Source organism: Paraburkholderia sp. RAU2J, from assembly GCF_003634845.1.
Taxonomy (GTDB): Bacteria; Pseudomonadota; Gammaproteobacteria; order Burkholderiales; family Burkholderiaceae; genus Paraburkholderia; species Paraburkholderia fynbosensis.
The window spans coordinates 1,328,384-1,341,126 of sequence record NZ_RBXG01000002.1 but is presented as its reverse complement, the minus strand read 5'-3'; the positions used below and the strand labels follow the sequence as shown (position 1 = coordinate 1,341,126).

The window sequence follows — 12,743 nt, the reverse complement described above, 5'->3', positions numbered from 1 at the left end:
CGTCGGCAGCAAAACGGCGATTGCAAAAAACGGGCCGCGGCGCCCCGCGGGGGACCTGCGCGAGGGCCGGACTGATCGCAGGATCAGTTCGCCGCCTCCACGTTGGCCGCACTTACCCACCACGCGTTCTTGCCCTGCGGCAGTTGAACCAGCACTGCGGACGGGTCGTCGACACCGTCGTCGGCAATCTGGCAAACCGGCAGGCCATCGGGCAGGTGCTTCACTTCTCCGGCAGCCTGGAACAACGCGATGCGCTGCGCGCTGAGCGGTCGCAGTTGGCGGTACACATCGAAGCTGATTGCCGCGGGTACATCGCCGCGAATCTGCAACGCATCGGCATTGCCACAGCGGATCGGGTCGGCCGCGAGCGCTGCGGCGCTGCCAGCGAGGCAGCCGACAGCGAGCGCCGCTGCGGCAAGACGTGAATGGGTCATGGTGATTCTCCGAAAAAATGAGGACAGCAGGCTGCGGGAGCGGCAAGCAGCGCGCCTGAACAAGCGCAGATGAACGATGAACGCAATTCGGCCGCAGAGGCCGAGGTGCGGCCTCAGTGCGCGCCGCCCTGCCCGTCGTCGCCACCGGCGACGACGTCGAGGCGGCTCACGTCGCAGGAGGTCTGGCCGAAGCCAGAATAAACCATCGACCAGTTACCGACGATCGCGGCTTGCGCCTGGGCGAGGCTCAGCTTGCCTTCACAGACGCAACGCTTGAGCATGACCGCCGCACGCGCCTTGCGACGTTCGCCCCCGCGGCCCGCCCACGGCAGAAGATCGAGGTTGGCGGGCGCGTCCGGCGAACCGCCGAGTACGAGCGGCACACGCCGGTCGAGCGCGAAGGCGACGCCGTCGTCCTTATCGATGCCACGCTCGGCCAGCATCTGCTCCTTGCGCGCCATCCATTCGTCGAAAGGCGGCGCGACGGCGTCCGCATAGCCGGGGCGGCAGATCGTTTCGCCGATCGATTGCTGCGTCACGCGTTCATCGAGCATCCCGCTGTCCAGCGCGTAGGCATCCGTGAAACGCAGAGCGAGCATCGCGGCGAGGCCCAACAGAAGCGCCGCGCGCCGTGTTTTGCGAACGGGATGCGTCGAGCCGCGCTGGACCACGAGTGCCAGCGGCGGCGCCCCATTCGCATTGCGGGTTGGGTCGCCGGAAAGGTGGGTAAAACGCGTGTGTGCAAGGCCTGCGTTCATTCGTCGGCGCGCCGGCTGCGGCGCGCAATAGTTCAATTCGCAGACCAATTAAAACACATTCAATATACATATGTACAAAAGCGCCCCACGGCGGCCAAGGCGCGCGAGGCTTGCGCGGCGGCTCGGTGGAGGTCGGTGCGAGCGTATTCCCGTGATTGCGTGAGGGCGTCGGGCAAGGTCGCAGCCACCCTGCCCAACGCCCGCACCACTTCTCTCGCACGCGCAACACTTTGCCTCGCTATGACTTCACCACTCGCGCCTGCAAGGCGCGAATCCGTCCAAGCGCCTGCTCGTTGGACACGGTCGCGTCATACATCTGCGCGAGGTCCGCCTTCAGCGCGGTGCGCGAACCGCCGTCGAGATAAATCATGTGCCCCGACGGATAAAACCGCGCGGACAGATTCTGCCGGACCTGCTGGCTGAGCAACGGCATCTGCTGCAGATCGAGCACGGTCTGATAAAACGGCGTCACGTAATCGAAGAAACCGTTCGCCGACAGCACCTTCAGATCGGGATTGAGCGCCATCACCGCGGCAAGATCGCCTGCGGTGTACAGAACGATGTTGCCCTTCGAGTCGAGCCCCTTCTGCGCGCCGGTTGGATCGATGTGGCCGAAATCCCAGTACTTGAAGGCCTGATCGTTCAGGTCGGTGAACGACGAATTCGACGTGTACTTCAACTGCTCGTTCAGATACACGTTCCACATCGTCGTATAGACGCCGGTGACCGCCGTCATGGTCGGATCGTTGCCGCCGGAGTTCGGATCGATCTTGCCCGCAATGCCCGTGTCGATTGCCGTCACGCGGCCGTCGTACTCGCCGAGGGCAAGGCCTTGCGACTTCAGCAGCGTGGTCAGGAAGAGCGAATTGCCACGGCTGTCATATGCGGCGATATCCAGGCTCCACGCGAGCAGCGTAGTTTTGTCGATGCCGGTGTACTCGCTCAGTTTCTCGACCGTCGCCGTGTCAGTGGTCGGAAACTTGCGCAATGCCGCCAGGTAATCGGTGCGCGCGAATTGCGCGACCTCCTCGGCGAACACGCCGAGATCGGTCGGCCGCGGCGCGAGTCCGAGTTTCTTGTGATACCACGCGTCCGCGGCCGCCGTGGGCAGTGTGCCGACCGGATTGCCGGACTGCGTGTAATCGAGAATCGACGATTGCAGCGTGATGCCGTTCAGATCCACGCCGTCTTCGTGCAAGCGGTACGCCAGCACGCAACTGCGTGCCGTGCCATACGATTCGCCGAACAGGTACTTCGGCGAATTCCAGCGGTTGTTCTTCGTCAGAAAACGCTTGATGAACTGCTTGATCGAGTCCGCATCCTGGTCGACGCCCCAGAAGTCGCGGTTCTTCTTCGGCGCGATCGCCGCCGAATAGCCGGTGCCGACCGGATTGATGAACACGAGGTCGCTGCGGTCCAGCAGGCTGTCCGGATTGTCTTCTATCGAGTACGGCGCAGGCGGCGTGAAATCCGGCATCGACGTCTTGATGCGGCGCGGCGCGAACGAGCCCAGCAGCACGAACACGGACGACGACCCCGGCCCGCCGTTATAGAAGAATGTCAGCGGACGGGCTTCTTCCTTCTGGTTGTCCTGCGTGAACGCCACGTAGAACATCCGTGCTTCCGGCTGCGAACTGCTCGGGTCGACGATCACCAGATGACCCGCCGTCGCCGTGTAGTTGATCTTGCGTCCGCCGAGCGTCACCGAATGATGTGTCACCGCCGCGGTTTCGGCGACTTCGGTGACGGAATCGTCCGGCCCGTTGCCATAGGCGACCGGGTCGAAGAACGGCTGATCGCCGGCTTTGCGCGCGGCGGCGGACGCCGATGTGGTCGAAGCAGAAGAATTGTGCGGCGACTGCGGACTAACGGAAGCTGACTCTGTGTTCGTCATGATCGCTCCATGGGTTCGTTCACGCCTGGTTGTACGTCGCCCTGTGAGGGGCGCTTTCTTCGGGACGTCTCTACAGGGACTTCCTTTCTACGGCCTTCGACAACGAAGCTTCCTCCGGGCGCGCTCAATGAGGATGCCTCATCAGTTGTCCCCGGGGAAGCCTCCTTCGGGGTGTGCCGAAGGAGTTCCGGAGGGACGCGCCTGGGGCCATCCATTGGCCCCGGCAACTTGCTGACTATAGTGCGGCCGCGACCTTCTGACCATTGGGACTGCCGAGCCCAGTGCAGGCATCCCAACCGGCGGCCGCCGCGAAGCTGCCGTTGTTGCCTTGGGTGATGTCGTTGCACGCATCCGGCGCCTTGTACAGCTTCGGATTAACGAAGCCGGCCGGCTGACCTTTTGCCGCGTTGACCCGCGCAATCAGCGCAGCCCACAGCGGCGCGACCGCGCTGGTGCCGCCAACCACCGTCTGCGTGCCGTCAATCAACACGCTGTAGCCCGTGATCGGCGACGCGTCGCCCGCCACGTCGGGCACGCCGCGCCCGCTGAGCGGCTTGCTCCCGCCGCCCGTCGACTTCGCCGACAAACCCTTTTGCCACACCGGTACCGGGAACGCCCGGCTCACACCACCGCCGCCCGCGCCGCCTTCCGCGCCATCGTTCCACACCACCTCGTGCGAGATCGACGTGCCCGCCGCGGTCAGGCTCGTGCCGCCGCAAGCCAGCATGTAGGGGCTCGACGCCGGGAAATCGACCTGATCGCCGCCGCTCGCGCCGTCGCTCGAACCGCTGTCGCCGGAGGCCGCGCAGACCGTCACGCCGAGCGCCGCCGCATTCTGCAAGACGCTGTTGAACGCCTTCAGCGACTGGCTGGTCCAGATCGACTCCGGGCCGCCCCAACTGACCGAGATCACCGACGGCTTGTTGACCGTGTCGTGCACCGCGCGGCTCACGGCGTCGATGAAACCTGCGTCGCTGTTCTGCGTGAAATACACGGCGATGGTCGCGCCGGGCACGATCGCACCGACGATTTCGATGTCGAGCGTGACCTCGCCGTCCGGCCCGTTCGGGTCGCCGCTCGGATGATTGCCGCCTTGATCGACACCGACCGATTTCACCGTGGGCGACGCCACGCCGAGGCTCGCAAAATAAGCGTTGAGATCGCTGGTGTTATAGCCGCCGCCGAGTTCGATGATGCCGACGCACTGCCCTGCGCCATCGCCTTGCGGAAACTGATAAAGCGACGCGAGTTGCGGCGGCGTGAAGGACGCCTGGTGCGCTTTGGCCGGCACGAACGGCGGCCGGATGCGAAAGTGCGGCCGCGCCTGCGGCCGGTTGTCGAGCCCGAGCACCGCTTCGACCACGTCGTGCAGATCGTCCGGCACGCTGATCGCGCCGGTGCGCCCGCGGAACTGGCCGGCCGTGTGGTGTTCGTAATGTTCCAGCTTGACCTCGAACGCGCTCTGGAATTGCGCGATCGTGCCGCTCAACAGAACCGAGCGCGCCGCCGCATCCTCGCGCACGACCGTCAAGCCGTGCGCGGTGGCGAAATCCTTGACCTTCGCGATGTCGTCCGGCGCGGCGCCGTAATCTTTGGCGAGCGTCTCGCGCGACAGCGGCTGGACGCCGGGGTCGCCGGCTTCGATCCGGCTCATCAGCGCATCGAACTGCGCCTGCTGCTGACGGCGCAGCATCACGAAAACCTCGATCCGCTCCGCCGGATCGCATTGCCCAACGACCTTCGAACCGAGTACTTCCGTTCGCTCGCTTCCCGGCAACGGGTGCTTGTTGACCATAGTGTCGACTCTCCTGTAAGCGTGACGGCGCGGGCCGCAAAGTGGACCCGAGCACAGCGCGCGCCTGCCCAACCTGATGGCATGGCGCACGGGGGGCCGCTTGCTGATTCAACGGTTTCCTCAAACCGTCCGACCCGAGCATTCGACCACAGTTCCGGCGCGAGCGGCAGTTATCCGGATGGCCAATGCGCGCTGCGTCAATGCGCACCCGGCACCGCTCGCGCTATGATGCTGCAGCGGCAATCCAGCCGTTACATTGCCTCGCGCGCCGTCCGCGCGCCCGATCGAAGAATCAGAGGAACCCCATGTCAATTTCGATGTATCAAGCATCCCTGCCCGTGCTGATTCGCGGCCTGACGAACCTGCAAGCCATCCTTGGCAAAGCCGAAGTGCACGCTGCCGAGAAGCAGATCGAGCCTTCGGTGTTCACGAACGCCCGGCTCGCACCGGACATGCTCCCGCTGGTCCGCCAGGTCTATATCGCGAGCGACACCGCCAAGGGTTGCGCCGCGCGTCTGGCCGGCGTCGAAGCGCCGAAATACGAAGACGTCGAACAGACCTTCGACGAGCTCCAGGCCCGCCTTCAGAAGACGATCGACTATCTGAAGGAATTCACTGCGGCGCAGATCGACGGCTCGGAAGAGCGTCCCATCACGCTGAAGATGCGCACGGGTCCGGTCGAGTTCACGGGGCTGTCGTATCTGCTCGGGTTCGTGCTGCCGAACTTCTATTTTCACGTCACGACCGCGTACGACATTCTGCGTCACAACGGCGTCGAACTCGGCAAGCTGGACTACCTGGGCGGCATCAAGTAAAGCGAACACCCTGGCCTCGGGCGCGGCATGCGTTAGACGTGCCCCCGCGATGCGTCGTGCCGCGACTAGATGCGCGGCTGAAACGCGATGACTGCCATGCCGGCCAGCGTCAGCGCCGCGCCGGCCGCGTCCCACAGCGTGGGCCGCACCTTGTCGACGCTCCACAGCCACGCAATCGCCACCGCCACGTACACACCGCCGTAAGCCGCATATACGCGGCCCGCGGCGGTGCCGTGCAGCGTCAGCAGCCACGCGAACAGGGCGAGGCTGAGCGCGCCGGGCAATAGCAGCCACGCCGAGCCGCCCTCTTTGAGCCAGCGCCACGGCAAATAGCAACCGACAATTTCGGCAACGGCAGTCATGACATACAGCAGGAAAGTTTTCATCGATGGGTGCAAGCAAACGGTCGTGTCGCCGCGTACGGATGCGCGGCCCTATCGGCTTTACTAACACAATCACTTGGCGAAGCGGGCATGCCGCGTGCGACCGTCCTCGTTCCCTGTTTCCTGCTGGCTATTAGTCATGAGCGTCGCGTCGCCCTGTATGGACATCTGCAAGTTCGACAGCAAAACCGGCTTCTGTATCGGCTGCATGCGCACGCGCGACGAATGCAAAAGCTGGAAGAAGATGAAGGACAAGCATCGCCGGAAGATCATCGAGGACCGTCCGCGCCGCGAGCACAAGCTGAAGAAGTGAGCGGCTCGCGGGACCATCACAACGAGCCGCTCGATGAATCGCCGGGCGGCCCCGTCAGTCGATTGAAAGCCGCAGCGCGAAGCCGATCAATGCGGATGAAAATGCCCAGCGCTGCAAGGTCTGCGCAAGCGGATGGGCGCGCATCCAGTTGGCAATCCGAGCGGCGCCGATTGCGTAAAGCCCATCGAAACACGCGCCGATGGCCAGCAGCACCACGCCGAGTTCGATCATCTGCCAGGCGACCGGCCCCGCTTCTGGACGCACGAATTGCGGCAACAACACCGAGCAGAACAGCAACGCCTTCGGGTTCAGCAGATTTGTCAACAAGCCTTTGACGAACGCAGCCCGCAGCGGACGCGCCCCGGCGTTCGCGGTCTGCGCAGCGCTGCCTTCATTGCCGCCCTCGGGCAGCGCGAACACCGGCGAGCGGAAAATCTGAATCCCCACCCAGGCGAGATACACCGCGCCGCCATAGCGCACGACGTCATACAGCCACGGCGCGCTGCGCAATAGCGCCGCCACGCCGCACGCCGAGAGCGTCACGTGCGTGGCGCGCGCCAGACCCAGCCCGCCGGCGGCTGCGAAACCGCTGCGCACGCCGCGTCCGATGCTGGTTTGCAGGACCAGCGCCATGTCCGGCCCCGGCACCGCGTAGACGACGACCAACGCCGCGATATAAACCGCCAGCAGGTGTGCGGAAATCATCTGAGCCTCCTGTTCTCAAGGGCTCTATCTTGCTATCGTCGGCGGAGGGTTTGCTGGCGAATGTCCGGTCTCTCACTCGCATATTTGGAGGAATACGCTAAGATTCTTACTTCAAAGCAGATTTTCCACTATTTCAGCGCAGCCCCGCCCAAGCCATGACAGCCGACCTCGACAAGACAGACCGCGCGATCCTCGCCGCGCTGCAGAATGACGGCCGCATGTCGAATGCGCGGCTCGCCGAAACGGTCGGCTTGAGCGAGACGCCCTGCGCGCGCCGTCTCAAGCGTCTCGAAAGCGACGGCTATATCGACCAGTACCGTGCGATGCTCTCGCGCTCCGCGCTCGGCTTCGGCGTCGTCGCGTTCGTCTATGTGCGCTTCGCGGTGCACGACCGCACGGTGGCGACCCGCTTCGAGCGCGAGGTGCAGGCGATCCCGCGCATTCTCACGTGCCATAACGTGTCGGGCAGCGCCGATTACATCCTGCAGGTGGTGGCGCGCGACCTCGACGATTACGGCAGCTTCATGCGTGACGAGATGCGCAGCCTGCCTGGCGTGACGTCGGTGGAGTCGGCGTTGTCGTTGCGGGAAGTGAAGGCCAACGGCGGCTTGCCGCTGTCCTGAGCACGAACGTGGCATAGTCACCCCTTTGAAACGGCGTGAGCCGACCAGACGAACTCGGAGTTTTCATGGACCACGAAAAGGCGCGAGCCGAAGAATCAGCCGCGATGGAGCGTGTATTGACCGCGACCCAAAGGGTGCAGTCGGCCTTTGCGTCGCTGCAATCGCAATTCCCGCCCGCTGGCAGCGGCAAGCCCTCACAGTTCGCGTTGCAAACGTTCGACGCCGCGTTGCAGGAACTCGAAGACGCCCAGGCGGCATTCGACGAATTGCTCGGCGACCTGCTCGACGGCAATCGCTGAACGGCAAAAACCGGCCGCCTGTTGCGCCGTGGGCACGGCGCTTTGCGCCAGGGTCGGCGAAAGAATGCTTCGTTTAACGAAGCATTCCGATGTCTGGCTGCGCATGCGCCGCGCTATCGGGGCCCACGCAACAGCACGGGTGAATTGCAAATACCCGCGTCAACGCGCGTGCGTTTCGACAACCGGCTCACAAAGAATCGGGAAGTTGACCGAATTCGCGATATAGCACTTTTCGTGCGCCACGTGATGCAAATGCGTGGCCTGTTCGACATCGCCTCCTGCCTGAATCACGACATGCGGACGCAGAACGATCTCTGCAAAGCGGCCTTGCTGCGCACTGTCGAGCATGGTGCCTTCGGCGTCGTCGCGATACTCGAGCACCACGATGCCGGCATCCGCGCAAAGATGCAGATACCAGAGCTTGTGGCACGCGCAAGCCGAAGCGACCAGCAGGTCCTCCGGATTCCATCGGTTGGCGTCGCCGAGAAAAGCCGCATCCGACGACCCCGGGATGGCCGGCTTGCCGCCTGCTGTAATCAGATGATCGCGGCCGTAATCGCGGTAGCCCGAGGTGCCGCTGCCGCGGTTGCCTGTCCATTGCACCGTTACTTTGTATTTGTGCTCGCCGTATGCCATGCCTCGCTCCTTGTCGTCGGAAAACCGTGCCGGGATGGGCATTTTATACGCGGTGTTCACGACAACCGGCGCGACATACGCGAGCGTGACGAAACCGGTCTAGCGACGCGGCGCCGCCTTGCCGGTCACGTTCGGCGCACGCGGATCGGGGTTCATGTCGAGGCTCGTGCCGTTTGCCCGCATGTTGTTGAGCGCCGGACCCGAACTGCTGCGGGCGGTTACGCCCGCGGACATGCCAACGCCCGGCGTCGGGCTGAGACCCGTCCCTGCGCCCGCCCCCATGCCCGCAGCAGCGGCGCCGGTGGTGTTGGCGCCGCTCGACTGCGCGCCGCTCATACCGGCGCTGGTGTTGCCCGACTGCTGAGCATGGGCGGCGCCCGCGATACCGACCAATAGCGCTACCAATGTCACCGCCATACTGCCCGTTACGATCTTCATGGCCCACTCCGTCACATCATTGAATTGCGCGAGCGCAATGCCGCGCAAAGCGGCGTGCTCACTACGTATGACGACGCGCGCCCTGCTTCGTTCAAGTGCGCACGATCACGGTCCGGCACGCGATGCGATAATCGACAGCTTTTTTCACCCGCCACGCCGATGACGACAGCCGCCTTCGCCCCCTTCCAGGATCTCGCCCGCACCCTGCTGCCGCACGCCTTCGACAAGGACAACGGCGACGGCTCGCACGACAGCTCGCATCTGCAGCGGGTCTGGAAGAACGCCGCGGCGATCCACGCAAAGGAAGGCGGCGATGCGCAGGTGCTGTTCGCGTCGACGCTGCTACACGACTGCGTGGCGGTGGAGAAGAACTCACCTTTGCGCGCTCAGGCGTCGCGCCTGTCCGCCGACAAGGCAGCCGGCGTGCTGAAGTCGCTCGGCTGGCCGGCCGCGAAAGTCGAAGCCGCCGCGCATGCGATCGCGGCGCACAGTTTTTCCGCCGGCATCGCGCCGGCTACGCTCGAAGCGAAGACGTTGCAGGATGCCGACCGGCTCGACGCAATCGGCATGCTGGGCGTGGCGCGCTGCTTCTACGTGGCGGGCCGGCTGGGCCGCGCGCTGTACGACCCGGCTGATCCGCACGCACTGCAACGTCCGCTGGACGACGCGCGCTACACGCTCGATCATTTTCGTACCAAGCTGCTCAAGCTCTCGTCCGGTTTTCAGACAGCGACCGGCGCGCATATGGCCGCCGTTCGGCACGCGCGGCTAAACCGTTTCGTCGACGAATTCGCGGAAGAGATCTGAGCGTGGAATGACGCGTGCGCGAATGGATGGATGAAGCGTCTCGCTGAACGGACGCTCACGGCTACCAGGCGCGCGGCAAACCAGGCATCGGCAAGATCGTCCGGCACGTCGCATGAAGGGGCAAAGTTACCGCGACCTGGAGCGCGCAAGCAGCCAGTCCCGCGACCACGAGACCCTCGCCGTCGCCCCTCGCCGAACGCTTCATGCATCTCCGTCCGCCTTTCACCCACCCACCCGCCAAAAAGCAATAACACCACCCTGCCGAGCGTTATGATCGATCGTTACGCCAGCACGGCCGATCGCGCACGATGGAGCACGCCTACATCCACCTTCTGCACCAGTTAGCCGGCCACTCGGCGTGGATGCTCACGGTCGTCTTCCTCGCAGCCTTTCTCGAAGCCCTTGCCGTCGTCGGCACGTTCGTCCCCGGCAGCACCGCGATGTTCCTCGCCGGCGCGCTGACCGGCACCGGTTCGCTGAGCCTCGGCTGGGTATTCGTGTGGGCAATCGTCGGCGCAATCGCCGGCGACGGCATGAGCTTCTGGCTCGGCGGCCGCTACAAGGAGCGGATCGTCCAGCTGTGGCCGTTCCGCAAACACCCCGAGCTGCTCGACGCGGGCCACCGCTTCTTTCACAAGCATGGCGTGAAGAGCGTCGTGCTCGCGCGTTTCATCGGGCCGTTGCGGGCCATCGTGCCGGTCGTCGCGGGCATGCTCGGCATGCCGCCGCTGCGCTTCTACGCGATGAACGTGCTGTCCGCGCTGCTGTGGGCGCCCGCCCATATCCTGCCGGGCGTGGTGTTCGGCGCGTCAGTGCTGCTGGCCGGCGCGGTGTCGTTCCGGCTCGTCGTGATTCTCGCGCTGCTGGTATGCATCGTCTGGCTCAGCTTTCGCGGCGCCGGCTTCCTGCTCTCGCACGCGAACGCGTGGTCGAGCGCGGCGGGCCGCCATCTCGGCGATTGGGCGTGCCGGCATCCCGGGCCGCTCGGCCGCGTCGCGCGCAAGATGCTCGATCCCGAGACGCCGGACGCAACCTACATCCTCGTGACTTCGCTGATCGTGCTGGTGGCCGGGGCGCTTTTTATCGGCGTGCTTGGCGACGTCATCAACGGCGATCCGCTGACGGCCGTCGATCTGTCCGTCTATCACTTCCTGCAGTCGGTGCGCACGCCGTGGAGCGACAGCGTTCTCGCCGGTCTCGAGACGCTCGGCAGTGGCGCCACGCTGACGGCGCTGATCGCGATGGTCGTGGTGTGGATGCTGTGGGAGCGGCGCTGGCGCACCATCGGCTACTGGCTCGCGGCGGTGGTGTTTTCCCAATTGTTGATCTTTGGGCTGCAGTTTGCGATGCACCGCGCGCCGCCCAACGAACTGATGAGCGCTCACTACGTGTTTCCGAGCAACCACGTTGCCGCGACGGTCATCGTGTATGGCTTTCTTTCGTTCCTGCTGGCGCGGCGGGTCGGCATGCTGATGGGCGTTCTGGTGGCGGCCGTCAGTACGATCGTGGTGATCGTGGTCGCGCTCGCGGGCGTGTACTTCGGGCGCTACTGGCTCTCCGATGCGATCGGCGGCGCCGCGCTCGCGTACGCGTGGGTGGCGCTCGTCGCGCTGACGGCGATGTGGCGGCATCCGCAGCCGCCGCCGCGGCGCACATTCATGCCCGCGGTGGTGCTGGCGGTCATACTGTTCAGCGTGGGGGTGCAGTTCGGCGTCAATCCGCCGGCGCCGCCTGCCACTGCGCAGCGCGCGGCGCCCGTGCTGGTCACGCAGGCCGAGTGGACGCTCTCCGTGTGGAAGCGCCTGCCGTGTTATCGCTCGGATATGGGTGGCGACCGCGAGGAGCCGCTCACGCTGCAGTGGGTGTCGGACCTTGATTCGATCCGCGGACAACTGCGCGCCCAGGGATGGGTCGAGGGCACCGACGTGTCCGCGCACAGCCTGCTCTCGCTCGCATCGCCCGATGTCGCCGCGGTCTCGCTGCCGGTCTTGCCCAAGCTCAACAACGGGGTGCCTTCGTCGCTGGTCGTCATGCGCCCCGGCGATACGCGCGCCGAACGCGACGTGCTGCGCTTCTGGCCAAGCGGTTATGCAGTGGCGAACGGCAACACCGCCACGCCGCTGTGGGTCGGCGCGCTGGCGCACGAGCGGCTTTCGCGGCGGACGTGGCCCATCAACATTCTGCGAGTCGACAGGCAGGCGGCTGCTTTCGACGCGCGCGGAAAACCGGGCGCCGGATTCGGCGCCGCGATTCTCGCCAAGGTGGATTGTCATGGCGTGCCGGTGTCGTTGCTGGCGTCGCCGGTGGAATGAGCCGTTCGGGGCAGCCGTTTGGTGCGGGCGCGCACAGTCCGCACGTTCGCTGGACCACCTGACAATTCGCCTTGCGCTCAATGAGTTAGGGCAATTGGCCAGGACTTGTCCACAAGGATATGAACATTTTCTGTGGATAAGCCGGGCAGTGCGGATGGCATTCTTTTGTGCCGTTGCCCGGTGCCTCGATGGCGGCAAGCATGCCGAAGCGTTCGGACCGCGGACGTCCCACGCGCTCCACCAAGTCCCCGCCGAAGTCCATTCCTGTCGATAGCTGCCGACCGCCAACCCGCCCACGCAGCCGACCATCCAGCCATCCCCGCATCAGCTTCGCGCCACCTTCCATAGGCATGCCGGGACCATGCGATTCCAGGAGCAAGACATGGCGTCCTTCCCGATGTTCGTCGTTGGCTCGCCCAGGTCAGGCACGACCTTTCCGTGCGGCGTCCTCAATGTGCACCCGCTAATCCAATTGGCCAACGAGTGCCGCGTCTTTGCACTGCTCAAAGACACACTGGAGGTAGGCAGCAA

At 64.9% G+C, this 12,743-nt stretch carries 14 protein-coding genes; 6 read left to right on the top strand and 8 right to left on the bottom strand.

The features are described 5' to 3' along the window. Positions 1–83 precede the first annotated feature (83 nt). The 4 genes from B0G69_RS23510 to B0G69_RS23495 form a co-directional block, all read right to left on the bottom strand. A complete protein-coding gene (locus tag B0G69_RS23510; protein WP_121321474.1) occupies positions 84–434 on the bottom strand; it encodes a hypothetical protein in 351 nt (116 codons plus the stop codon). Positions 435–547: 113 nt separating this feature from the next. Next, complete coding sequence (locus B0G69_RS23505) at positions 548–1,192, bottom strand: hypothetical protein (RefSeq protein ID WP_121321472.1); 645 nt, start codon at positions 1,190–1,192, stop codon at positions 548–550. 238 nt (positions 1,193–1,430) lie between these two features. Further along, entirely contained in the window at positions 1,431–3,086 is a 1,656-nt protein-coding gene (locus B0G69_RS23500) for a peptidase S1 (RefSeq protein WP_121321470.1), read from the bottom strand. Positions 3,087–3,321: 235 nt separating this feature from the next. Further along, the gene (locus tag B0G69_RS23495) at positions 3,322–4,881 is read right to left on the bottom strand and encodes a S53 family peptidase (RefSeq protein WP_121321468.1); all 1,560 of its coding nucleotides are present in this window, start codon (positions 4,879–4,881) and stop codon (positions 3,322–3,324) included. 305 nt (positions 4,882–5,186) lie between these two features. Between B0G69_RS23495 and B0G69_RS23490 the strand changes: the two genes are divergently transcribed. Beyond that, the gene (locus B0G69_RS23490; RefSeq protein ID WP_121321466.1) at positions 5,187–5,696 is read left to right on the top strand and encodes a DUF1993 domain-containing protein; all 510 of its coding nucleotides are present in this window, start codon (positions 5,187–5,189) and stop codon (positions 5,694–5,696) included. A 65-nt stretch (positions 5,697–5,761) separates the two neighbouring features. On the opposite strand, the gene B0G69_RS23485 is transcribed toward B0G69_RS23490, so the two are convergent. Next, positions 5,762–6,082, bottom strand: a complete 321-nt coding sequence (locus tag B0G69_RS23485) for a YnfA family protein (protein ID WP_121321464.1) — start codon at positions 6,080–6,082, stop codon at positions 5,762–5,764. Positions 6,083–6,218: 136 nt separating this feature from the next. Between B0G69_RS23485 and B0G69_RS23480 the strand changes: the two genes are divergently transcribed. Further along, positions 6,219–6,392, top strand: coding sequence for a DUF1289 domain-containing protein (locus B0G69_RS23480; protein WP_121321462.1), 174 nt, complete (start codon positions 6,219–6,221; stop codon positions 6,390–6,392). A 54-nt stretch (positions 6,393–6,446) separates the two neighbouring features. Here the strand turns inward: B0G69_RS23480 and B0G69_RS23475 are convergent, their stop codons facing one another. Then, positions 6,447–7,097 (bottom strand): LysE family translocator, encoded by a 651-nt coding sequence (locus B0G69_RS23475; RefSeq protein ID WP_121321461.1) that lies wholly within the window; start codon positions 7,095–7,097, stop codon positions 6,447–6,449. A 155-nt stretch (positions 7,098–7,252) separates the two neighbouring features. Here B0G69_RS23475 and B0G69_RS23470 point away from each other — a divergent pair, with 155 nt between their 5' ends. Next, positions 7,253–7,720, top strand: coding sequence for an Lrp/AsnC family transcriptional regulator (locus B0G69_RS23470; protein WP_121321460.1), 468 nt, complete (start codon positions 7,253–7,255; stop codon positions 7,718–7,720). Positions 7,721–7,785: 65 nt separating this feature from the next. Next, positions 7,786–8,019, top strand: coding sequence for a hypothetical protein (locus B0G69_RS23465; RefSeq protein ID WP_121321459.1), 234 nt, complete (start codon positions 7,786–7,788; stop codon positions 8,017–8,019). A 159-nt stretch (positions 8,020–8,178) separates the two neighbouring features. Here the strand turns inward: B0G69_RS23465 and B0G69_RS23460 are convergent, their stop codons facing one another. Continuing rightward, positions 8,179–8,655 (bottom strand): OsmC family protein, encoded by a 477-nt coding sequence (locus B0G69_RS23460; protein WP_121321458.1) that lies wholly within the window; start codon positions 8,653–8,655, stop codon positions 8,179–8,181. A gap of 99 nt (positions 8,656–8,754) precedes the next feature. Then, the gene (locus tag B0G69_RS23455) at positions 8,755–9,093 is read right to left on the bottom strand and encodes a hypothetical protein (RefSeq protein WP_121323845.1); all 339 of its coding nucleotides are present in this window, start codon (positions 9,091–9,093) and stop codon (positions 8,755–8,757) included. A 159-nt stretch (positions 9,094–9,252) separates the two neighbouring features. On the opposite strand from B0G69_RS23455, the gene B0G69_RS23450 reads away from it, so the two are divergent. Both B0G69_RS23450 and B0G69_RS23445 read left to right on the top strand, forming a co-directional pair. Then, on the top strand, positions 9,253–9,900 hold the full coding sequence (locus tag B0G69_RS23450) for an HD domain-containing protein (RefSeq protein WP_121321457.1): 648 nt from the start codon (positions 9,253–9,255) through the stop codon (positions 9,898–9,900). 308 nt (positions 9,901–10,208) lie between these two features. Beyond that, entirely contained in the window at positions 10,209–12,212 is a 2,004-nt protein-coding gene (locus B0G69_RS23445; RefSeq protein WP_121321456.1) for a bifunctional DedA family/phosphatase PAP2 family protein, read from the top strand. Positions 12,213–12,743: the final 531 nt, after the last annotated feature.